The organism is Sphingomonas sp. LM7 (genome assembly GCF_002002925.1).
GTDB lineage: Bacteria > Pseudomonadota > Alphaproteobacteria > Sphingomonadales > Sphingomonadaceae > Sphingomonas.
In genome coordinates, this window is sequence record NZ_CP019511.1 from 3,209,761 (window position 1) to 3,230,852 (window position 21,092).

The following is a 21,092-nucleotide window of genomic DNA, read 5'->3' on the forward strand; positions in this document are numbered from 1 at the left end:
GAATCCAGTCGATCAAGGATAGCTGCCACTCTCTGCCTTTGTTCCACGCAATATCCGTTCGGGCTGCGCTTGTCGAAGCCGTGTACTTCCTAGAGAAGAAAGACAGCCCCCTTCGACTGCCTGCCAAGGCAGGCGCTCAGGACAGGCTTGGACAAGCTCAGGGCGAACGGATGGGATTGCCGCAGCCGCGCAGCGCACTAGAGGGCTGTCGAGCCAAGGGGAAGCGATTTTGAAGCTGAGCGATTTGCGCATCGAACGCGAACTGGACCGGCGCTGGCTGGCGGGGATGCTGGTCTTCTGGCTGGGCGTGGTCGCCTGGTACGTCTGGCAGCGCCAGGGCAACATCTATTGGCTCACCCTGGGCGACACCGACGACAATATGCGGCTGATGCAGGTCCGCGCGCTGCTCGCCGGGCAGGGCTGGTATGATCTGCGCCAATATCGCCTCGATCCGGCGCTGGGCGGGTTCGACATCCATTGGTCGCGCATCGTCGACTTGCCGATCGCCGGGCTGATCCTGCTCTTGAAGCCGTTCCTCGGCACGGCGCAGGCGGAGAAATGGGCGTGCGGGCTCGCGCCGCTGCTCCCGCTGGCCGTGACGATGACCGGGCTGTGCCTCACCGCGCGCCGGCTGGTCGCGCCCCAGGCCTGGCTGCTCGCGCTGATCATCCTGATGGGGTGCACGTCGACAATGCTGATGTATGCGCCGCTGCGCATCGATCATCATGGCTGGCAGCTCGCCTGCCTGGCGCTCACCGTCGCGGGCCTCGCCGACCGCGAGCGCGCGCGCGGCGGCGCCACGGTCGGGCTGTCGAGCGCGCTGTCGCTGAGCATCGGGCTCGAGCTGCTGCCCTATTGCGCGATGGCGGGGGCGATCATCGCGCTGCGCTGGGTGTGGGACCGCGGCGATGCGCGGCGGATGCAAGTCTATGGGCTGAGCCTGGCCGGCGGCACGGCGCTCGGCTTCGCATTGTTCGCGTCGAACGCCAACCAGGCGCTGCGCTGCGATGCGCTGACGCCGGTATGGTTGAGCGTGATGGTCGCGGCGGGGGCGCTGCTGTTCGCGTTGTCGCTGGTGAATGCCGGAAATCGCTGGATCCGGTTGGCGCTCGCTGCGGTGGCGGGCGGGGCGATCGTTGCCGGCTTCGTCCTCCTCTTCCCGCAATGCCTCGGCCGGCCCGAGGGGGTCTCGGACGAACTGGCGCGGACCTGGCTCAACAATGTCCGCGAGGCGCGGCCGATCTACAAGCACGCCTTCAAGACCGGCTTCCCGATCGCCGCGCTGCCGGTGATCGGCATCCTCGGCGCCTTGGTCGCCACCTGGCGGGCGCGGCGCAGCGAGGCGGCGGTGGCCTGGGCGGCGATCGCGCTGTTCACGGCGTTCGCCGCGGCGATGTTGCTGTGGCAGATCCGCGCTGGGCCCGCGGCGCAGATGCTCAGCGTCCCCGGTGCAACGGCGCTCGCCTGGATCGTCGTGCCGTGGTTCCTGCGGCGCTCGTCGATGCTGCTGCGGGTGTTCGGTTCGGCGCTGGCGTTCCTGATCGTCTCGGGGCTGTTCGCAGGGCTGGTCCTGCCCTGGCTTCCCGCCGAGAAGGGCAAGGCCAAGGCGGGGACCGACCGCGTCGGCAAGGCCAATGCCGCCTGTGCGCGCGTGACCTCGCTGCGGCCGCTCAACGCGATCCCCAAGGCCGTGATGTTCACCCATGTCGACATGGGCCCGCGGCTGATCGTGGTGACGCATCATGACGGGATCGCCGGCCCCTATCACCGCAATGGCGCGGCGATCCTCGACGTCCACCACGCGTTCACCGGCCCGGCGAGTGGCTTCCGGCCGATCGCGGCGCGGCACAAGGCGCAGTATCTGCTGATCTGCCCCGACATGTCGGAGACCACGGTCTATCGCTCGCGCAGCCAGAACGGGTTTTTCGGCCAGCTTTATCGCGGCCGGGTTCCCAATTGGCTCGAGTCGGTGCCGCTGCCGGAGAAGTCGCCGTTCAAGCTGTGGCGGATCCGCTACGACCTGCCCGACGTTCCGGTCAGTGCCCCGAAAGCGCCGCCCCGGCGCTGAAGCTGGCCCGCAGCCCGTCGATCACGAACTGCGCGGCTAGCGCGGCGAGAAGGACGCCGAGCAGCCGCGAGACTACTGCCTCGATCTTGGCGCCGACGACGCGCATGATCGGGCCGGCGATGAGCAGCGCGAGCAAGGTCAGCGCAAGGATCGACGCCATCGCCGCGAGCACCACCGCCGAACGCTCGATCCCGTTGTTCTGCGACATCAGCAGCATCACCGATGCGATCGATCCCGGTCCGGCGATCATCGGCATCGCCATTGGGAAGATCGAGATATCGGCGATCTCGTCGGCGCGGATCTTCTCGGCGCGGTCCTCGCGGCGCTCGGTGCGCTTCTCGAACACCATTTCGAGCGCGATCAGGAACAGCATGATCCCCCCGGCGATGCGGAAGGCATTGAGGCTGATGCCGAGCGCCTTGAGCAGTGCCTCGCCGAACAGTGCGAAGCCGAACAGGATCGCCGAGGCGACGAGCACCGCGCGCATCGCCATCGCGCGGCGATGGACTGCGCTGGCACCGGTAGTGAGCCCGGCAAAGATCGGCGCGCAGCCCGGCGGATCGATCACCACGAAGAAGGTGACGAAGGCGGATACGAAGAGTTCGATCATCTGGGTGCCGCCACCTTGTTCGAGACCGCCGAAACGAATGTCCTGCCGTCCCAGATCCATGCATCGAAGCTGCGTGCTCCGGCAGCACTGACTTCCCAGTGCCAGAGCAGCGTGCCGTCGGGCGACTGGCCGTCGCCGGCCTTGTCGCCCAACGGCGCCATCGGGGTCGCGGTCGGCTCGCTGATCGGCGCGCAGGATGCCTTTACCGTCTCGGCCTTGGCCGGCACGGCGCGTGGCTTGGCGAGCGTGTCGCCATGGTCGAGCTCCCATTTCCACGCGCCTTGCGGCTGCTTGCGCCACACGGTGGTGAAATAGCCGGCGCTCTTCGGCAGGATCCAGGGGCCGGTGTTGATCGCGGTGGTGCCGTCGCACGAGACATAGCTCTGCGCGGGCCACCATTGCACCGCGACCGGCGGGTTCTTGTCCGGAAGCGCCTTCTGGACCTTTTCCGGCTGCGGCAGGAACAGGATTGCGTCGTCGGTGGCGAACTTGCGGAAGGCGGTCCACTGCCCCTCAGCCTGCGCGGCGCGGCGGAATGCCTCTTCGGCATCGACTGCGGTCGTCTCGGGGTCCGTGGCGAGCAGCAGCAGCGCCAGCATCAGATCGCCTTTTCGTCGAGTGCGACTCCCGCGCGGCGGTGCGCCGCCACCAGCGTGTTGCGGAGCAGGACCGCGATCGTCATCGGGCCGACTCCGCCGGGGACCGGGGTGATCGCTCCCGCAACGTTCGCCGCACTGTCGAAATCGACGTCGCCGGTCAGGCCGGTCTCGGTGCGATTGATGCCGACATCGATCACGGTCGCGCCGGGCTTTAGCCACTCGCCCTTGACGAAGTGCGGGATGCCCACGGCGGCGACGACGATGTCGGCGTGGCGCAGATAATGCGGCAGGTTCTTTGTCCGCGAATGCGCGATCGTCACCGTACAGCTCTTCGCGGTCAGCAGCGCAGCCATCGGCTTGCCGACGATGTTCGAGCGGCCGATCACGACTGCGTCGAGCCCGGAAAGGTCGCCCAGCCGGTCCTCGAGCAGCATCAGGCAGCCGAGCGGGGTGCACGGCACGAAGCCGGGCAGGCCGGTGGCGAGGCGGCCGGCATTGACCGGGTGGAAGCCGTCGACATCCTTGTCCGGGCTGATCCGCAGCAGCACTTCCTGCTCGTTCAGATGCCGTGGCAGGGGCAGCTGGACGAGGATGCCATCCACTGCCGGGTTAGCATTGAGCTCGTCGACCAGCGCGACCAGCGTCGCCTGATCGGCATCGGCGGGCAGCTTGTGCTCGAAGCTTTCCATCCCCGCCTCGCGGGTCTGTTTGCCCTTCGAGCGGACATAGACTGCCGAGGCGGGATCCTCGCCGACCAGCACGACCGCGAGCCCGGGCGCGCGCCCCGCCGCCTCGCGGAATGCGGGAACGTGTTCGGCGATCCGGGCCCGGAGGCCCGCCGCGAATGCCTTGCCATCGATCAGTGCTGCGCTCATGGCACGCGTCCATAGAGACTGGCGGCGATCTTCGCCAGCGCGTCCGGATCGCCGGCGACGGCCAATCGCTTGAGCCGCGCAGTATCGCCTGCAATCAGCGTCACGGCGCGCTTGGGAACGTCGAATGCCTTGGCCACCAGCGGCACCAGAGCCGCGTTCGCTGCGCCTTCCACCGGCGGCGCAGCCAGCCGCGCGGCGAAATGTTCGTCGGTGCCCGCGGCGAAGCCATCGCGTGAGGCACGCGGCGTCACGCGCACGGCAATCTCGATCCCGTCAGGGCGCAGCGTCCACGCCGCGCCCGTACGGCTCAGAGCTGCCCGCCCAGCGCGATGCGATAGAGCGCCGGCAACACGGCCTGCTGGAGAATCAGCAGGATCACCAGCACCACCATCGGCGAGAGGTCGAGTCCGCCGAAATCGGGCAGCACGCGCCGGATCGGGCGATAGATCGGATCGGTCATCTTCTGCAGCGCGCGCCAGATCGCGCCGACATACTCATTGTGCGTATTGATCACGTTGAACGCCAGCAGCCAGGACAGGATGGCCTGGACGATGATGATCCACCAGACGACGGTCAGGATGATTCGAAGGATGTCGAGGATCAGGATCAAGCCCGGTGCTCCGAAAGAGGATATGGTGCCTAGATAGCGCGTCGATCAGGCGTGGACCAGCGTGCCCGCGCCGCGCCGGGTGAAGATCTCGAGCAGCATCGCGTGGGGCACGCGCCCGTCGAGAATCACTGCGGCATCGACCCCGGCTTCCACTGCAGCGACGCAGGTCTCGACCTTGGGAATCATGCCACCCGAAATCGTGCCGTCGGCCTTGAGCGCGGCGATGCCTGCGGGATCGAGGTCGGTCATCAGCTCGCCGGTCTTGTCGAGCACGCCCGCCACGTCGGTGAGCAGGAAGAAGCGCTTGGCGCCGCACGCGCCGGCGATCGCGCCCGCCATGGTGTCGGCGTTGATGTTGTAAGTGTGACCGTCGGCGCCGAGCGCGATCGGCGCGACTACCGGGATGAAGCCCTGTGCGGCGAGCGAGCGCAGGATCGACGCATCGACCGACACCGGTTCGCCGACAAAGCCGAGATCGACATGACGCTCGATCCCGCTCAGCGGATTGGCGTCGCGGCCTTCCACCTTGCGCGCGGTGACCAGGCCGGCATCCTTGCCCGAAATGCCGACCGCCTTGCCGCCGGCCTGTCCGATCCAGCCGACGATTTCCTTGTTGATCGATCCGGCGAGGACCATCTCGGCGATCCGCGCAGTCTCGGCATCGGTGACGCGCAGGCCGCCGACGAATTGCGATTCGACGCCCAGGCGTTTGAGCATCGCGCCGATCTGCGGCCCGCCGCCATGGACGACGATCGGATTGATGCCGACTGCCTGCAGCAGCACCATGTCTTCGGCGAAGTCGCGCGCCAGCTCGGGATCGCCCATTGCGTGGCCGCCATATTTCACGACGAAGGTCGCGCCGGCATAACGCTGCAGATAGGGCAACGCCTCGGTGAGGGTCTCGGCCTTGGCGAGCATCGCGGGATCAGGTGCGTGGTCGGTCATCGCGCGCCCTTAGGACAAAGCGCGCGTCAGCCCAAGCGGTTTGGAAACGACTCCAGAGCCTCAACCCAACGGTGGAAGCGACGCCTCAGAGCGACCGCCGGCGATCGAGGAAGCGACCGAGCCCGACGAAGAAATAGATCAGCGGCGGGACCAGCACGAGGCTGAGCACGACCTTGGTGAGCATCTGGCCGACAAGCAGCTCGCGGATCGGGAACACGCCGTAGAAAGCGACCGAGATGAAGATCAGCGTGTCGGCGATCTGGCTGAGCATGCTGGCGACTGCCGCGCGCAGCCACAGCATCTTGCCGCCGCCGCTCTTCAATGCGCTGAAGATCGTGACGTTGAGGATCTGCGAGATGCCATAGGCGATGATGCCGCCGAGCCAGATGCGCGGCGTGCCCGACATCATCAGCTCGAAGGCATGGAGACGGTCGGGCTCCATGCTCGGCGAGGCGGGCAGCGCCAGCACCAGCAACGACAGCAGCACCGACGTAATCAGCGGTATAAAGCCCCACAGCACCAGCCGACGCGCGGTATCGGGACCGTTGAGCTCGGCGACTGCGCTCGACACTGCGACGAGCAGCAGGAAGGCGAATATCCCGGCTTCGACGGCGAGTGGGCCGACCCCGACCCAAGTGCCGATCTGCGAGATGGGCCCGAGCGACACCTGCTTGTTGCCGAGCACCCCGGCGATGCAGACCATGCCGCCATAGAAGATCGACAGGAAGAAGAGCGAGCGCGTGATGTTCGGGCGGATTTCCATTGCCGGACGCTAGCGGGAAAGAAGCCGTTGCGAAAGATGCGGTTGCGGCCCCTCTGGCCTGACGGCGCGCAGTGTGTATGGTCCCGCTTTTGCCGGCCGGATCCTGGGCCGGCCTCGGGGGCGCAGACCGGCGAATGACTCAGTTTCCCATCGGTATCTTCGGCATCGTCGCGATCCTCGCGATCGCCTGGCTGCTTTCGAGCAACCGCCGCGGGATCAGCCTGCGCGTGGTCGGCTCGGCCTTCGCGCTGCAGGCGGGCATCGCCATCCTCGTGCTGCGCACCAGCTGGGGACAGGCGGCACTGCATACGCTTTCGAACGGCGTGTCGGCGCTGCTCGGTTATGCCGCGGCGGGCACGAGCTTCCTGTTCGGTCCGCTGGCCCGGCCCGAGTTGGGCGGACAGAGCTTCGCGATCGCCGCGCTGCCCGTGATCATCTTCTTCGCCGCGCTGGTGTCGATCCTCTACCATCTCGGCGTGATGCAGTTCGTCGTCCGCTGGATCGGCGGCGCGATCGAGAAGGTGGTCGGCACTACCAAGGTCGAATCGCTGTGCGCCGCGGCGAACATCTTCGTCGGTCAGAGCGAATCGCCTTTGGTGATCCGGCCCTATCTGGCGCGGCTGACGCCGTCGCAGCTGTTCGCGGTGATGACTGTCGGCATGGCCGGCGTCGCCGGGACGATCCTCGCCGCCTATGCCAGCCTGCTCGGGCCGCAGGCGCTGCCCTATCTGCTCGCCGCATCGTTCATGGCGGCGCCGGGCGGGCTGCTGATGGCCAAGATCATGATGCCCGACGATCTTGTGCCTGCGAACGGCCAGCTGCCGCTCGGCGACGATCTCGAGGACGAGGCGATCAAGGTCGCCGAGCATGATATCGAGGAAGAGCGCGCGGCCAACCTGATCATGGCCGCGGCGACCGGCGCCTCGACCGGCGTCAAGATCGCCGTCGCGGTCGGCGCGATGGTGCTGGCCTTCGTCGCGCTCGTCGCGCTCGCCAACGGGCTGCTTGCCGGCGCGGGCAATTGGGTGGTCTATGCCAGCGGCAACGCGCCCTGGGCCCAGGCCTGGTTCGCCGATCTGAGCTTCCAGAGAATCATCGGATCGGTGTTTGCGCCGGTGATGTATCTGCTCGGCATCTCGTGGCACGAGGCCGTCGCCGCCGGCGGGCTGTTCGGCACCAAGCTGGTGCTCAACGAATTCGTCGCGTTCATCGATCTCGGCCAGATGAAGGATCTCGCCCCGCGCACCGTGGCGATCATCACGTTCGCGCTGTGCGGCTTCGCCAATTTCAGCTCGATTGCGATCCAGATGGCCGCGACCGGCAGCCTCGCGCCGAACCAGCGCCCGATGATCGCCAAGCTCGGTGTCCGCGCGCTGATCGCGGGCAGCCTGGCGAACCTGATGTCGGCGGCGCTGGCGGGGCTGCTCCTGCCGTGAGCGTGTTCGTCCTGCTCGCGGCATTCTGTCTGCCGCCGCCGCCAGGCATGCCAGAGCCTACGCCGCCCAGCGAGGCCGAGAAGGCGCGGGTGATCGCCACGACTTTCAGCAACATCGTGTCCGGGGTGGTGACGCGCAACGACAACAAGGTGCGCTTCAAGATCCTCAAGGTCTACAAGGGCACGCTGAAACGCGGGCAGGTGATCGATGCCTATCCCGCGCACGGCTTCTATTCCGATCAGCCCTGCCCGGGCATGATCCCTCCGCTGCCGACCATCAAAGGCGCGACGGGCGTGATTGCGTTCAACGAACTGCCGGCGCCGCTCCAATGGGTCGAGTCCCGATGGCTGGCGGAGATGAAGCGGACCGGTCTGGTACAGGACCCGCGCTAGCGCGTCGGCACGGGCTCGGCGCCGGAGTAATCGTAGAAACCGCGCTTGGTTTTACGCCCGTACCAGCCGGCCTCGACATATTTCACCAGCAGCGGGGCAGGGCGGAACTTGGGGTCGCCGGTGCCTTCGAACAGCACGCGGGTGATTTCGAGGCAGGTATCGAGCCCGATGAAATCGGCGAGCGTGAACGGGCCCATCGGATGGTTGAGCCCGAGCGTGCAGGCGGCGTCGATGTCGGGGATCGTCGCGACGCCTTCGCCGAGCGCGAAGCACGCCTCGTTGAGCATCGGCATCAGCACGCGATTGACGATGAAGCCGGGCGCGTCGTTGGCGTGGACGATGCGCTTGCCGAGCGACTGACCGAATTTCTCGACCGCGGCGACGGTGGCGTCGGCAGTGGCGAGGCCGCGGATCAGCTCGACCAGCCCCATCACCGGCACCGGGTTGAAGAAGTGGACGCCCATGAAGCGCGCAGGATCGGGCGCCGCCTGGGCAAGCCGGGTAATCGGAATCGACGAGGTATTGCTGGCAAGGATCGCGTCCGCGCCCAATGCCTTGCCGACGGTCTCGAAGATCTGGCGCTTGATTGCCTCGCGCTCGGTCGCAGCCTCGATGACGAGGTCGCACGGCGCCATCGCGGCCAAGTCGCTCACCGGGGTGATCCGTCCAAGCGCCGCCTCGGCGTCGGCGGCGCTGATCTTCTCCTTCTCGACGGCGCGGGCGAGCTGCTTGCCGATACCGGCCTTGCCTGCCTCGGCGCGCGCCTGATCGACGTCGGAGAGCAGCACGGCGTACCCCGCCTGCGCCGAAACCTGCGCGATGCCCGCGCCCATCTGTCCCGCGCCGATCACGCCCACCGTCTGCATCGTCCGTCTCCAATTTCGCTTTGCCGTCCCCTACCGCCCCGCGCGGGGCTCGGCTAGACACTGGACATGCTGATGCTCGCGCTCTTCCTCGCCGCCGATCCCGCAACCGGCACCTCACAGATCTATGGCGATTGGGCGGTGGCCTGCGACAATCTCAAAATCTGCGAGATGACGTCGCTGCTTGTCGAGCAATCCGAAGAAGAGCTGATTTCGGCGTCGATCAGCCGTGCGCCCGGGCCGCAGGGCGGTTTCGAAGTCGTGGTCGATTCAGGCAAGGCGGCCGGCAGCCTCGCGCTCGCCATCGACGGCAAAACCGTGGCGCGCGGCGTTCCCAAGGCGGGGGTGGTCCGCTTCCAGGGGGCCGACGCGGCACGCATCGTCGCGGCGATGATCGACGGGTCCACGCTCACGCTCGCTAATGCCAGCATCTCGCTGAAGGGATCGTCGGCGGCGCTGCGGTTCATCGACGCAGGACAAGGCCGTGCCGGGACGGTTACGGCCGCTGTCGCCAAGGGAACCAGACCCGCAGCCGGCGTGCCCGCCGGGCCCGCGACGCCGCGAGTCGCTGCGCTCCGGGGCGGCGGCAAGCCTGCGCCGATCAGCGCTGCGCTGCGGGCGCAGATGAAGAAGGCCGCTGGCTGCGAGGAGACCAGCGAGACCGACCCCAACGAGCTTCAGGCCTTTGCACTGGGCGGCGGGGCGACGCTGGCGCTGCTGCCGTGCGGTAGCGGCGCCTACAACATCAACAGCGTGCCGTTCTTGGTGCGCGGCGGCAAGGCTGTAGTCGCGGACATCGACTATTCGGGCGACGGCAGCGGCGAGGCGCCGATGCTCACCAATGCCTGGTGGGACGCCAAGACCAGCGTGCTGAGTACCCATGCCAAGGGCCGCGGGATCGGCGATTGCGGCGAGAGCGCGAGCTTCGTCTGGGACGGCAAGGCATTCCACCTGATCGAACTGCGATCGATGGACGAGTGCCGCGGCTCGACCAACTGGCTGCGCACCTGGAAGGCGGAGCCGGTCTATCGCTGAGTTTTTCGTTCACTGAGTGCAGGTTGGGGCCCAGATCCCACGACGTCGGCGAGCAGCTTCTAGGCCGATCAGGGCGCCATCCGAAGCGGCTGGGCTTCGCAGAGCACCAGCGCGAACCAGTCCTGCGGATCGGTCCATTCCTGGATCGGCGTCCAGCCGCCGGCGCGCAGCAGCATCCGGCTGCCATTGGGGCCGTATTTGTGGCTGTTCTCGGTGTGGATCGTCTCGTTCGCGCGCATCGCGAAGGGGCGGCCCTCGACGGTGAAGGTCACGTCGCGCTGCACTTCCAGATGCATCTCGATCCGCGCGGCATCCGGATTCCAGATCGCGCGGTGGCGGAACGCATCGACCGGAATCGTGCCGGCCAGCTCACGGTTGATGCGTTCGAGCAGGTTGAGATTGAACGCCGCGGTCACGCCCTGCGCGTCGTCATAGGCGGGGACCAGGATGTCGGGCGACTTGACTCGGTCCATCCCGATCAGCAGCCGCGCGCCCTCGCCGAGCCAGTCGCGCATCGCGCGCAGCAGGTTGACTGCGTGATAGGCATTCATATTGCCGATCGTCGATCCGGGGAAGAAGCCGAGCTTGGGCAGGTCCGCGACTTCCGCCGGCAGCGGCACCGGCCGCAGGAAATCGGCCTCGACCGGAAGCACCGGGAGTCCCGGAAACCCCGCCGACAATTCGCGCGCGGAATGCCGCAGGAATTCGCCCGAAATGTCGATCGGCACATAGGCCGCGGGGTGGATCGCGCGCAGGAGGATCGGCGTCTTGGCCGACGAGCCCGATCCGAACTCGACCACTGCGGCGTTGCGTGCGGCGAGCGCGCCGAGCTGCGGGCCGACCTGCATCAGCAGCGCGGTCTCGGTGCGGGTCGGGTAATATTCGGGCAGGTCGGTGATCGCCTCGAACAGTTCCGAGCCGCGGCGGTCGTAGAACCAGCGGGCGGGTATCGCGCGCGGGCTGGCGGCGAAGCCGTTCAGCACATCGGCGCGGAAATTAGGATCGGCGAGGCCGGACTGGCCGTCTTCGGCCTCGGGCTTGAGCATGGTTACAGGTCCTTGGCCAGGCGTACGCCGGTGAACTGCCAGCGCTGGTGCGGATAGAAGAAATTGCGGTAGCTCGCGCGGACATGCCCGCGCGGCGTGGCGCAGCTGCCGCCGCGCAACACGAACTGCCCGCTCATGAACTTGCCGTTATATTCGCCGACTGCGCCCTCCGCAGTGCGGAAGCCCGGATAGGGGCGATAGGCGCTGCCGGTCCATTCCCAGACGTCGCCGAAGAATGCCGGCCCGCCGGTGGAAGGGCGCGGTTCGACCGCGCCGGCGGCGTCAAGCTGGTTGCCGCCGTTCGGATCGTGGCTGCTCGCCGCAGCTTCCCATTCAAATTCGGTGGGCAGCCGCGCGCCGGCCCAGCTGGCATAGGCGTCGGCTTCGAACAGGCTGACATGGGTGACCGGTGCGGCGGGGTCGATCGGGCGGCGGCCGTCCAGCCCGAAACGAGTCCAGATGCCGTCGCGCTGCTCCCAATAGAGCGGCGCCGTGACGCCTTCGGCCTGCACCCACGCCCAACCGTCGGCGAGCCAGTGCCGCGGCTCGCGATAGCCGCCATCGGCTACGAACGCGGCCCATTCGCCATTGGTGACGGTACGGTCGGCGAGCGCATGCGGGTGGAGCAGTTCGCTATGCCGCGGGCTTTCGCAATCGAAGGCAAATCCGGTTGACGCGCCTGACAAGATATCATGGCCGATCTCGACGACGCCCGCGCGCCCTTCGATCCAGTCGATCGGGCCGGGCATGGCGACCGGGACCTTGGGAGAGCCCGGCCAAATGGCTGGTTCCAGCGGGTTTATCGAGAAATGGTGGAGAATGTCGGTAAGCAGTAGTTCCTGATGCTGCTCCTCGTGATGGCAGCCCAGCGCAACCAGTTCCTGCACCTCTGCGGGCAGGCCGGGGAGCGCTGCCGTCAACGCCATGTCGACCGACTCGCGCCAGGCGAGGATCTTGAGCAGCGACGGCTGCGACAGCATGCCGCGGCGCGCGCGAGCATGACGGGCGCCTTCGGCCTCGTAATAGCTGTTGAACAGGAACGGCCAGCGTTCGTCGAACAGCCGATAGCCGGGAACGTGATCGCGCAGCACGAAAGTCTCGAAGAACCATGTCGTGTGCGCAAGATGCCATTTGGCAGGCGAAGCATCGTCCATCGACTGGATCGTCGCATCGGCATCGGACAAAGTGGCCACGATCGCGACGCTGAGAGCCCGAACGCGCCCGAAGCGCGCCGCGAGCGGACAGGAAGCTGGGGCCGGACCAGTTTCTGTTCGCATTATGTTCTTCTACCCGCAGCGGAGACTAGCGTCAACTATGATCGACGGCGATCAGCGCGAAGCCCCCGGAACCCACAAAACGTCTCCGCCCGCCGATTGGTTCACTGCGCGCGCCGCAACGAAGAGCAGGTCGGACAGACGATTGAGATAGGCCAGTGCATCCGCGCGCAATGCGATTTGCGCCGCGGCACCGACTGCGGTCCGCTCGGCACGGCGCGTGATCGCGCGCGCCAGGTGGAGCGACGCGGCGGCGGACGCGCCGGCAGGCAGGATGAAGCTGGTCAGGGGATCGAGCGTGGTATTGAGATGGTCGATCCGTTCCTCCAGCCAACCGACCTGACCGGGCAAGATGCGCAGTGCGCCTTCGACTTCTATTGGGGTGGCGAGATCGGCACCGAGATCGAACAAGTCGTTCTGGATGCGCGCCAGCATCTCGCTGAAGCTGCCGGGACCAAGGGCCGCGCGGGCGACGCCGATTGCACTGTTGGCTTCATCGACATCGCCGATCGCCGCCATGCGCGGATCGGCCTTGGACACGCGCGATCCGTCGACCAGCCCGGTGGTGCCGTCGTCGCCGGTGCGCGTGTAGATCTTGTTGAGCTTGACCATCGCCGCGTCCTACCCTCGGCCGGCGCGATTGGCCACCGGCGCAGGCCAACGCGGTTATCGAACGGCTAAGCGTGTCCCTCGACTCCGCGTAAACCCTGGGCGTCTATAGTTCAGGCAGGGGAGTCCCTGTCATGAACCTGACCGACCAGAACAAGAACGATGCCCTTATCGGCCGGCTGGCCGAAGCCGACCGGCGCGCCAGTCCGCGGACCTCCACGGCGTTGACTGCGACCATCCGCGCGAGCGGCGAAGTGCGGCGGATCAAGGGCGAAGTTGCCGATGTCTCGGTCGAGGGCTGCAAGATCTTCACCTGGGGCCTGCACGAAGGCGACGAAGTATGGGTGGCGATAGCGCATCTGGCGCCGATGCCGGCACGAGTCGCCTGGTCGCGCGAGGGCGTGGTGGGGCTCAAGTTCAAGGGCACGCTGCACCAGTCGCTGGTGACGCATCTCGGATTCCTGTGAGCGCCATGGGCGGGCCCGATGCGCCGCCCGCCGCTGCTTGATCTCGAACTCGCGGTCCTGATCGGACTGCTGCTGATCGCGTTGATCTGGTGCCTGGCGATCCTGAGCGGCTGAGCGGGCGGTCAGCCCTTCGCCGACACCAGCAACAGCAACAGCGCGATGATCGCGATCGCCACGCCCTGGAGCAGGATGCGCTGCTGCATCAGCTTGTTTGAGCGCAGCGCGCGGTCACTGGGGCCTTCGCCCTCCAGGTCCTGCGTAGTGGTCTGGGCCATGTTGACCAGGCCCTTGATGAGCACGAAGACGACCGCGAGCATCGCGGCGATTAGCAGGGCGGCGAGGAAAAAGGTCATGGCCTCTCCTACGCCTTTGCCGGCGCGAAGCCAACTGGAAGCCGCCCTGCGCGCAAACGATCGGCAAGCGCCCGCCCGTCCTCGCCGGCTACGCGCATCGCCTCGAGCGTCGGCGCCCCGTGGCGCTTGGCGAGGCGCTGGCCGTCAGGGCCGGTGAGCAGCGCGTGATGGCGATATTCGGGCGTGGGCAGGCCGAGCAGCGCCTGGAGCAGGCGGTGGACATGCGTTGCCCCGAACAAGTCTAGCCCGCGGACAACATGGGTGATGCCCTGCCCGGCGTCGTCGATGGTGACGGCGAGGTGGTAGGAGGCAGGGGCATCCTTGCGGGCGAGGATGACGTCGCCGTGGGAGCGGGGATCGGCGCGGATCCAGCCTGCGAGGGTATCGTGCCACGTCAATTCCCTTTCCCAATGGGAGAGGGAGGGAGTCGACGCGGTCGGCGGAAGGGTGAGGGCAGGTGGGGGTGTCGCGCTGCCCTCACCCTTCCCACCGCCTGACGGCGGCGGACCCCTTCCCGCTCCCGATGGGAGAGGGAGATTTGCCAGCGCCTTCTCCATATCCAGCCGCCAGCTGTGCGGGCGGGCGAGGTCCGGCGCTGCAAGCCCGCGGCAGGTCCCTGGATATAGCGCTCCCTCCGGCCCATGCGGTGCTGACAGGATCGCGGCAATATCGGCGCGGGTGCAGAAACAGGGGTAGAGCAGCCCCATGCCGCGCAGTTGGTCGAGCGCGGCTTCGTACAGGTCCAGCCGCTGAGACTGGAAGGTGACTTCGCCGTCCCAACCCAGCCCGAGCCATTCGAGATCGCGCAGGATCGCCTCGACATGTTCGGGGCGGCTGCGGGTGCCGTCGATATCCTCGATGCGCAGGCTGAAGCGGCCGCCCAGCGCGCGCGCAAAATCATGCGCCTGGATTGCTGAGAAGGCGTGACCCAGATGGAGGCGCCCCGTCGGGCTCGGCGCGAATCGCGTGTGGATAACCATCAAGCCGGCCCTTGACCGCGAGTCGCGGCATATGCTGTCATGTGCCCGTCACCATTCCCCGCCAGGGACTGTGGCGAGCAAAAACGGGTGAGGGAACGCATGTACCATCCCGATCTGATCCGTCATCCGGACAGTTGCCCCGCGCTTGTGCTCAACGCCGATTACACGCCGCTCAGTTATTATCCACTCAGCGTGTGGCCGTGGCAGACTGCGATCAAGGCGCTGTTCCTCGATCGGGTGGACGTTGTCTCCTTCTACGAACGCGAAGTGCGAAGTCCCAGCGCGAGGCTGAAGCTTCCTTCGGTCATCGCGCTCAAGCAATATGTTAGACCGTCCCAATTCCCTGCCTTCACGCGCTTCAACCTGTTCCTTCGCGACAAGTTTTCCTGCCAATATTGCGGGACCCAGCGCGACCTTACCTTCGACCATGTCATTCCCCGCGCGCAAGGCGGACGCACTACCTGGGAAAATGTCGCCACCGCCTGCGCGCCGTGCAACCTCAAAAAAGGCGGGCGAACCCCGAAACAGGCGGCGATGCCGCTCCATATCGAGCCGATCCGCCCGACCAGCTGGCATCTCCAGGAACATGGCCGGCGCTTTCCGCCCAATTATCTCCACCAGACCTGGCGCGACTGGCTCTATTGGGATGTCGAGCTCGAAGCCTGACGGCTAGGCAATCGCGGCGCCGCGCTTATACGGGCGGCGCGATTGTCCGAGGAGTGTTCATGCGTATCCTGTTTTCCGTTCTCGTCCTGCTCGGCATGGCCGGCACCGCTGCTGCCGCCGACGGCACCATGCCTACGCGCTTCCAGGGCGAATGGGCGGTCCGGCTCACCGATTGCGGACTGCGCGGCGGCGACAATACCGAGGGCATGACGATCACTGCGCGCGCGATCGGCCATTACGAGGAGAGCATCGCGATCAAGCGCGTGACCGTGCTGGGCAAGGACAGCGTCCGCTACGAAGGCATATTGTCTACTTATGACGGCGAAGAGCCGGTCACCGATACGCTGCGCATTTCGGCAGACGGCAAACGCCTGATCGAAGCCGGCTATGCCGACGGCCCGAACAGCAAGGCGCCGGACCTGCTGCGCTGCACCCGCTAAGGTTGCGCCACGGACTGCCTTACAATAATAACACACCGTGGCGTATTGCTTTCCCCTTCGCGCCGGGGCGGATAAGAGGCGCTGATGGCCCGTGACCCCGGCTCGAGCGACATGCGCTTTCCGCTTCGGCGCCCGACGGAAACGGGGGACGCGCCCGAGGTGCGGGCGTGGCGTCCGACGCGCGCCGATCCGCCGCCGCCGCTGGCAGTGACGCCCGAGCTGCCGAAGCCCGAACCAACGCAGCCCAGATTCGCGCCCGACCCGGTATGGCGTCCGGCGCCGCCGGCACCGCCGCCGCCGCCGCCACCACCGCCGTCGGGAGAAGGTCCTGGGCCTGACGCGGGCGATGCCAGTCTTCCGGCGGTCCGCAAGCGCTTCCGCTTTCGCTGGCGCTGGGTGAGCTGGGGCGTTGCCGGGTTCATCCTGTTGTTCGTGCTGGCGGTGGCGTGGCTCGCGCTGACCGCGCCGCTTTCCAAGTCGCTTCAGCCGCCGGCGCCGCCGTCGATCACCTTGCTCTCCGCCGAGGGCAAGCCGATCGCGCGGCGGGGGGCCGATATCGCCGCGCCAGTCGATGTCTCCAAGCTCCCCGACCATGTCGCCGAGGCGTTTGTCGCGATCGAGGACCGGCGCTTCTTCGGACATATGGGCGTCGATCCGCGCGGGATCGCGCGTGCGTTTTTCCACAATGCGACCAGCGACGGCGGCTCGCAGGGCGGCAGCACGATCACCCAGCAGCTCGCCAAGAATGCGTTCCTGACCTCCGACCGGACGATGACCCGGAAGATGCGCGAAGTGATGATCGCCTTCTGGCTCGAGGCGTGGCTGACCAAGGAAGAGATTCTCTCGCGCTACCTGTCGAACGTCTATTTCGGCGACAATGTCTATGGTCTGCGCGCCGCGGCGAACCACTATTTCAGCGTCGAACCCGAGCGGTTGACGCTGAGCCAGGCGTCGCTGCTCGCGGGGCTGGTCAAGGCGCCGAGCCGGCTCGCGCCGACGGGCAATCTCAAGGGCGCGCGCGATCGCCAGAAGCTGGTGATCGGCGCGATGGTCGCCAGCGGCGCGCTCACCGAGGCCGAGGCGGCGCGCGTGCGCCCGGCGGTGCTCAAGGTGAGCAAGGACAAGGAACTGCCGAGCGGCACCTATTTTGCCGATTGGGTGCTGCCCGAGGCGCGCGACCGCGCCGGCGGCGTCGCGACCGAGCAGACGGTCAAGACCACGCTCGAGATGAACCTCCAGCAGCATGCCGAACGCGCGGTGCGCGGCGCGGGGTTGCGGAAAACGCAGATCGCACTGGTGGCGATGCGGCCCGACGGGCGCGTCGTCGCGATGGTCGGCGGCAAGAATTATCGCGAGAGCCCGTTCAACCGCGCCACCCAGGCGCGACGCCAGCCGGGATCGACCTTCAAGCTGTTCGTCTATCTCGCGGCGTTGCGCTCGGGGATGACGCCCGACACGCTGGTCGACGATTCGCCGGTGACGATCGGCGACTGGTCGCCGACGAACAGCGACCGCCGCTATGCCGGCAAGATCACGCTGCGCCAGGCATTCGCCAAGTCGAGCAACGTCGTCGCGGCGCGGCTGACCAACGAGATTGGCGTCGGCCGGGTGATTCGTGCGGCGCGCGACCTGGGCATCTCGACGCCGATCGCCAATGAGGCGTCGATCGCGCTCGGTACGTCGAGCGTGTCGCTGCTCGAACTGACTGCCGCTTATGCTGCGGTGGCCAATGGCAGCTATCCGGTGCGCCCGCGCGGGCTCGACGATGCCGAGAGCGCCGATGACTGGCTCGCCGCGCGGCTGGGCTCGGCGACGCGCATGCCCGGCGGGCAGCTCGAGGATCTGCGCTCGATGCTCGGCACAGTGGTGACTTCGGGCACCGGGCGCAGCGCGGCGCTGTCGATCCCCGCCTTCGGCAAGACCGGGACGACGCAGGACGCGCGCGACGCGTGGTTCATCGGCTATGCCGGCGATCTGGTCGCCGCGGTATGGATCGGCAACGACGATAATTCGCCGATCCCGGGCCTGTCGGGCGGCGGCATCCCGGCACGGGTGTGGCGCGACTTCATGGTCCGCGCGCTCGGCGTCTCGCTGCCCCCGCCGCCGCCGGTGGAAGAGGAATATGAGAACGAGACGACGCTCGACGACGTGCTCAACAGCGTCGGCGCATTCGTCGAAGGATCGGGGATCGAGACCGACGTACTCGGCCCGCGCGACCGGCCGTTCCCGCCCGACGAGGAGGAATTTCCAGTGGAGGACGAACAGCGCCCGCCGCCGCGCGGCAGCGGCCGTCGCGGCGAGGAGGGGAATTGACCTGAAAGGCGTGGGCCGCGATTGCGGGCCATGCGCTTCTTTTCCGACAATGCCGCCCCGGTCTGCCCGCAGGTGCTCGACGCGCTGGTTCGCGCCAACACCCTCGACACTGCCTATGACGGCGATCGCTGGTCGCAGCAGCTGGACGGCGCCTTTTCCAATTTGTTCGGCACGCAGGTCCGCGCGCTGTGGGTGCCTTCGGGCACGTCGGCCAATGCGCTGGCGCTCGCTGCGCTCTGCCCGCCGCACGGCAGCGTGGTCTGCCATCGCGACGCGCATATCCAGAACGACGAATGCGGCGCGCCCGAATTCTATACGCACGGCGCCAAGCTGCTGCTCGCCGACGGGCCGGGCGCCAAGCTGACTCCGGAAACGCTGGCCGCGGCGCTCGCGCCGATCCGCAACGACGTCCATCAGGTCCAGCCGCACGCCGTCTCGATCACCAACGCGACCGAATATGGGCTGGTCTATACGCCTGACCAGGTCGCGGCGATTTCGGCCGTCGCCAAGGCGCGCGGGCTGGGTCTGCATATGGACGGCGCGCGCTTTGCAAATGCCGTCGCGCACCTCGGCTGCGCGCCCGGCGACGTCACCTGGCGCGCCGGCGTGGATGTGCTGAGCTTCGGCTTCGTCAAGAATGGCGGGATGAGCGCCGAGGCACTGATCTTCTTCAAACCCGAGCTCGCCGACGCGACGCTGTATCGCCGCAAGCGCGCCGGGCTGCTGCTGTCCAAGGGGCGGTATCTCGCCGTGCAGCTGCTCGCGATGCTGGAGGGCGATCTGTGGCTCGCCAATGCCCGCGCCGCCAATGCCGGCGCGCGATTGCTTGCCGAAGCGGCGGGCGATCGGCTGGTCCATCCGGTCGAGGCCAATGAAGTGTTCCTCAAGGCGAATCCCGACGAAGCTGCGTCGCTGCGTGCGCTCGGTTTCGACTTCTACGATTGGGCGCCGGGTGAAGTGCGGCTGGTGACCTCGTGGGACCAGCGCGAAGAGGCGATCCGGCCGCTGGCGGACGCGATCGCCGCGCTGTGAGGCGCTTCGTCTCCTTCCGGGCGCCGATCGCCGAGCCGCCGGTAGAGAAGGTCTCGCCACGCTCGGCGCGGCTCGACGTGATCCTGCCGTTTCTCGTCGTCACGTTGATCTGGGGATCGACCTGGATCGTGATCCGCGACCAGCTCTCGGTAGTGCCGCCCAGCTGGTCGGTGAGCTATCGCTTCATCGTGGCGGGGGTGGTGATCCTCGCCTGGGGATTGTTGCGCGGCGATTCGCTGCGGCTCGATGCGCGGGGGTGGGCGTTCGCGGTGGCGCTGGGGTTCGCGCAGTTCGTGCTCAATTTCAACTTCGTCTACCGCGCCGAGCAGCACATCACTTCGGGTGTGGTGGCGATCGTCTATGCGCTGTTGCTGGTGCCCAATGCGATCCTCGCGCGGATCTTCCTCGGCCAGCTGATGGGGCGCCAGCTGCTGATCGGATCGGCGGTGGCGATGGCCGGAGTGGCGCTGTTGTTCGTCCATGAGGCGCGACTGAGCGATGCCGGACCGCAGGCGGCGTTGCTCGGCATCGGCATCGCGCTGCTGGGGGTGCTCTCCGCCTCGGTCGCCAATGTCATGCAGGCGATGAAGACTGCCAAGGCCTATCCGATGGCGGCAACGCTCGGCTGGGCGATGCTGACCGGCGCGGCGATCGATGCCGTCTTCGCCTGGGCGACGGTGGGACCGCCGGTGATCGAGATGCGCTGGAGCTATATCGCGGGGACGCTCTATCTTGGCGTGCTCGGCTCGGCGCTTGCCTTCACGATCTATTTCCAGCTGATCCGCACGATCGGCCCGGCCAAGGCGGCCTATACCAGCGTGCTCATTCCGGTGATCGCGATGCTGCTTTCGACGATCTACGAAGGCTATCGCTGGTCGGCGCTTGCCGCAGCCGGCGCGGTGCTGGTGCTGGCGGGGCTGGTGCTGGCGCTCAAGGCGCGCAGGCCCAATCGATAGTCCGCGAAGCGCGGCCGCCAGCCGAGCACGCGCTTCGCCTTGCCGTTCGCGACGCGGCGATTCTCCGAATAGAAGCCACGCGCCTGCGGGCTGAGATCGGCCTGGCCGAGCGGGACGAGCGGCGGCAGCGCGATGCCGAGCAGCTGGCACGCATAGGCGATCACGTCGCTTTGCGGCGCCGGCAGGTCGTCGGAGAGGTTGTAGGCGCCGCGCGGCGCGTCGAACCCCGCGGCTAGCCCCGCGATGATGTCGTCGAGATGGATGCGGCTGAAGACCTGGCCGGGGACATGGATCCGCGCCGCCTCGCCCCGCGCGGCGCGCTCCAGCGGCGAGCGGCCGGGGCCGTAGATGCCGGGAAGGCGGAACACGCGTGCCCCGAGCGCCAGCCACGCTGCATCGGCCTCGGCCCGCGCGGTGCGGCGGCCGGTGCCGGTAGGCGCAGTCTCATCGACCCAGGCACCGTTTGTGTCGCCATAGACTCCGGTCGAGGAGAGATAGCCTAGCCAGCCGCGCGCTTCGGCGAGTTGCGGGCCGAAGGCGGCGAGGATCGGATCGCTTTCGCCGGGCGCCACCGTCGAGACGATATGCGTGGCGTGGCTGATCTCGAACGCGACGCGATCTGTATCGGCAACGGCGATGCTGTCGCCGCGTCCGTCGCGCGTAACGGACGCGATCCGCCAGCCGCCCGGGGCGAGATGCCGCGCGAGTGCGCTGCCGGTATAGCCCTGGCCGAAGATCAGCAGGCGCATTTGCGACTACC

24 protein-coding genes are annotated in these 21,092 nt (G+C 67.4%); 10 read left to right on the forward strand and 14 right to left on the reverse strand.

The features are described from left to right. Positions 1–286: 286 nt before the first annotated feature. Positions 287–2,068, forward strand: a complete 1,782-nt coding sequence (locus BXU08_RS14885) for an AcrB/AcrD/AcrF family protein (RefSeq protein WP_253190602.1) — start codon at positions 287–289, stop codon at positions 2,066–2,068. Here the strand turns inward: BXU08_RS14885 and BXU08_RS14890 are convergent. From BXU08_RS14890 to BXU08_RS14920, 7 genes are all read right to left on the reverse strand, one after another. Further along, positions 2,037–2,678 carry a MarC family protein gene (locus BXU08_RS14890; RefSeq protein ID WP_077510770.1) on the reverse strand — a complete coding sequence of 214 codons (642 nt, stop codon included), beginning with the start codon at positions 2,676–2,678 and terminating at the stop codon, positions 2,037–2,039. The genes BXU08_RS14885 and BXU08_RS14890 overlap by 32 nt on opposite strands. Further along, the gene (locus BXU08_RS14895) at positions 2,675–3,277 is read right to left on the reverse strand and encodes a hypothetical protein (RefSeq protein ID WP_077510771.1); all 603 of its coding nucleotides are present in this window, start codon (positions 3,275–3,277) and stop codon (positions 2,675–2,677) included. Before BXU08_RS14895 ends, BXU08_RS14890 begins: the two co-directional genes overlap by 4 nt. Beyond that, positions 3,277–4,152, reverse strand: coding sequence for a bifunctional methylenetetrahydrofolate dehydrogenase/methenyltetrahydrofolate cyclohydrolase FolD (gene folD, locus BXU08_RS14900; RefSeq protein ID WP_077510772.1), 876 nt, complete (start codon positions 4,150–4,152; stop codon positions 3,277–3,279). The genes BXU08_RS14895 and folD overlap by 1 nt, the downstream gene beginning before the upstream one ends. Beyond that, positions 4,149–4,463, reverse strand: coding sequence for a DUF167 domain-containing protein (locus BXU08_RS14905; RefSeq protein WP_290439649.1), 315 nt, complete (start codon positions 4,461–4,463; stop codon positions 4,149–4,151). Before BXU08_RS14905 ends, folD begins: the two co-directional genes overlap by 4 nt. Then, positions 4,460–4,762, reverse strand: a complete 303-nt coding sequence (locus tag BXU08_RS14910; protein WP_077510774.1) for a YggT family protein — start codon at positions 4,760–4,762, stop codon at positions 4,460–4,462. The genes BXU08_RS14905 and BXU08_RS14910 overlap by 4 nt, the downstream gene beginning before the upstream one ends. Before the next feature lie 45 nt (positions 4,763–4,807). Further along, a complete protein-coding gene (gene argB / locus BXU08_RS14915; protein ID WP_077510775.1) occupies positions 4,808–5,707 on the reverse strand; it encodes an acetylglutamate kinase in 900 nt (299 codons plus the stop codon). Between the two features lie 85 nt (positions 5,708–5,792). Then, positions 5,793–6,470: a queuosine precursor transporter gene (locus tag BXU08_RS14920; protein WP_077510776.1), complete on the reverse strand. Its 678-nt coding sequence runs from the start codon at positions 6,468–6,470 to the stop codon at positions 5,793–5,795. A gap of 134 nt (positions 6,471–6,604) precedes the next feature. Between BXU08_RS14920 and BXU08_RS14925 the strand changes: the two genes are divergently transcribed. Both BXU08_RS14925 and BXU08_RS14930 read left to right on the forward strand, forming a co-directional pair. Then, the gene (locus BXU08_RS14925; protein ID WP_077510777.1) at positions 6,605–7,906 is read left to right on the forward strand and encodes a NupC/NupG family nucleoside CNT transporter; all 1,302 of its coding nucleotides are present in this window, start codon (positions 6,605–6,607) and stop codon (positions 7,904–7,906) included. Then, positions 7,903–8,298 carry a hypothetical protein gene (locus BXU08_RS14930; protein ID WP_150125545.1) on the forward strand — a complete coding sequence of 132 codons (396 nt, stop codon included), beginning with the start codon at positions 7,903–7,905 and terminating at the stop codon, positions 8,296–8,298. Before BXU08_RS14925 ends, BXU08_RS14930 begins: the two co-directional genes overlap by 4 nt. On the opposite strand, the gene BXU08_RS14935 is transcribed toward BXU08_RS14930, so the two are convergent. Further along, positions 8,295–9,164 (reverse strand): 3-hydroxybutyryl-CoA dehydrogenase, encoded by an 870-nt coding sequence (locus BXU08_RS14935; RefSeq protein ID WP_077510779.1) that lies wholly within the window; start codon positions 9,162–9,164, stop codon positions 8,295–8,297. The two genes, BXU08_RS14930 and BXU08_RS14935, sit on opposite strands and share 4 nt — an antisense overlap. Positions 9,165–9,236: 72 nt before the next feature. Here BXU08_RS14935 and BXU08_RS14940 point away from each other — a divergent pair, with 72 nt between their 5' ends. Then, positions 9,237–10,196, forward strand: coding sequence for a DUF1176 domain-containing protein (locus BXU08_RS14940; protein ID WP_171982533.1), 960 nt, complete (start codon positions 9,237–9,239; stop codon positions 10,194–10,196). A gap of 68 nt (positions 10,197–10,264) precedes the next feature. Here BXU08_RS14940 and egtD read toward each other — a convergent pair whose 3' ends face one another. The 3 genes from egtD to BXU08_RS14955 are packed head-to-tail and all read right to left on the reverse strand — an operon-like array spanning position 10,265 to position 13,128. Then, positions 10,265–11,242, reverse strand: coding sequence for an L-histidine N(alpha)-methyltransferase (gene egtD / locus BXU08_RS14945; RefSeq protein ID WP_077510781.1), 978 nt, complete (start codon positions 11,240–11,242; stop codon positions 10,265–10,267). Positions 11,243–11,244: 2 nt separating this feature from the next. Then, positions 11,245–12,519 (reverse strand): ergothioneine biosynthesis protein EgtB, encoded by a 1,275-nt coding sequence (gene egtB, locus BXU08_RS14950; RefSeq protein WP_077510782.1) that lies wholly within the window; start codon positions 12,517–12,519, stop codon positions 11,245–11,247. A 51-nt stretch (positions 12,520–12,570) separates the two neighbouring features. Next, positions 12,571–13,128, reverse strand: a complete 558-nt coding sequence (locus BXU08_RS14955; protein WP_077510783.1) for a cob(I)yrinic acid a,c-diamide adenosyltransferase — start codon at positions 13,126–13,128, stop codon at positions 12,571–12,573. A 131-nt stretch (positions 13,129–13,259) separates the two neighbouring features. Here BXU08_RS14955 and BXU08_RS14960 point away from each other — a divergent pair, with 131 nt between their 5' ends. Continuing rightward, positions 13,260–13,592, forward strand: coding sequence for a PilZ domain-containing protein (locus BXU08_RS14960; protein ID WP_077510784.1), 333 nt, complete (start codon positions 13,260–13,262; stop codon positions 13,590–13,592). Between the two features lie 122 nt (positions 13,593–13,714). On the opposite strand, the gene BXU08_RS14965 is transcribed toward BXU08_RS14960, so the two are convergent. Further along, a complete protein-coding gene (locus tag BXU08_RS14965; protein ID WP_077510785.1) occupies positions 13,715–13,945 on the reverse strand; it encodes a twin transmembrane helix small protein in 231 nt (76 codons plus the stop codon). Positions 13,946–13,953: 8 nt separating this feature from the next. Then, complete coding sequence (locus BXU08_RS14970; RefSeq protein ID WP_077510786.1) at positions 13,954–14,925, reverse strand: glutamyl-Q tRNA(Asp) synthetase; 972 nt, start codon at positions 14,923–14,925, stop codon at positions 13,954–13,956. Positions 14,926–15,024: 99 nt separating this feature from the next. Between BXU08_RS14970 and BXU08_RS14975 the strand changes: the two genes are divergently transcribed. From BXU08_RS14975 to BXU08_RS14995, 5 genes are all read left to right on the forward strand, one after another. Further along, positions 15,025–15,591, forward strand: a complete 567-nt coding sequence (locus tag BXU08_RS14975) for an HNH endonuclease (RefSeq protein WP_077510787.1) — start codon at positions 15,025–15,027, stop codon at positions 15,589–15,591. 59 nt (positions 15,592–15,650) lie between these two features. Beyond that, positions 15,651–16,031, forward strand: coding sequence for a hypothetical protein (locus BXU08_RS14980; protein ID WP_077510788.1), 381 nt, complete (start codon positions 15,651–15,653; stop codon positions 16,029–16,031). A gap of 84 nt (positions 16,032–16,115) precedes the next feature. Then, positions 16,116–18,344: a transglycosylase domain-containing protein gene (locus BXU08_RS14985; RefSeq protein ID WP_253190386.1), complete on the forward strand. Its 2,229-nt coding sequence runs from the start codon at positions 16,116–16,118 to the stop codon at positions 18,342–18,344. 30 nt (positions 18,345–18,374) lie between these two features. Further along, positions 18,375–19,376 carry a low specificity L-threonine aldolase gene (locus BXU08_RS14990; RefSeq protein WP_077510789.1) on the forward strand — a complete coding sequence of 334 codons (1,002 nt, stop codon included), beginning with the start codon at positions 18,375–18,377 and terminating at the stop codon, positions 19,374–19,376. A 26-nt stretch (positions 19,377–19,402) separates the two neighbouring features. Further along, positions 19,403–20,332 (forward strand): DMT family transporter, encoded by a 930-nt coding sequence (locus tag BXU08_RS14995; RefSeq protein WP_077512450.1) that lies wholly within the window; start codon positions 19,403–19,405, stop codon positions 20,330–20,332. On the opposite strand, the gene BXU08_RS15000 is transcribed toward BXU08_RS14995, so the two are convergent. Further along, positions 20,242–21,081, reverse strand: a complete 840-nt coding sequence (locus BXU08_RS15000; protein WP_077510790.1) for an SDR family oxidoreductase — start codon at positions 21,079–21,081, stop codon at positions 20,242–20,244. The genes BXU08_RS14995 and BXU08_RS15000 overlap by 91 nt on opposite strands. Positions 21,082–21,092 lie beyond the last annotated feature (11 nt).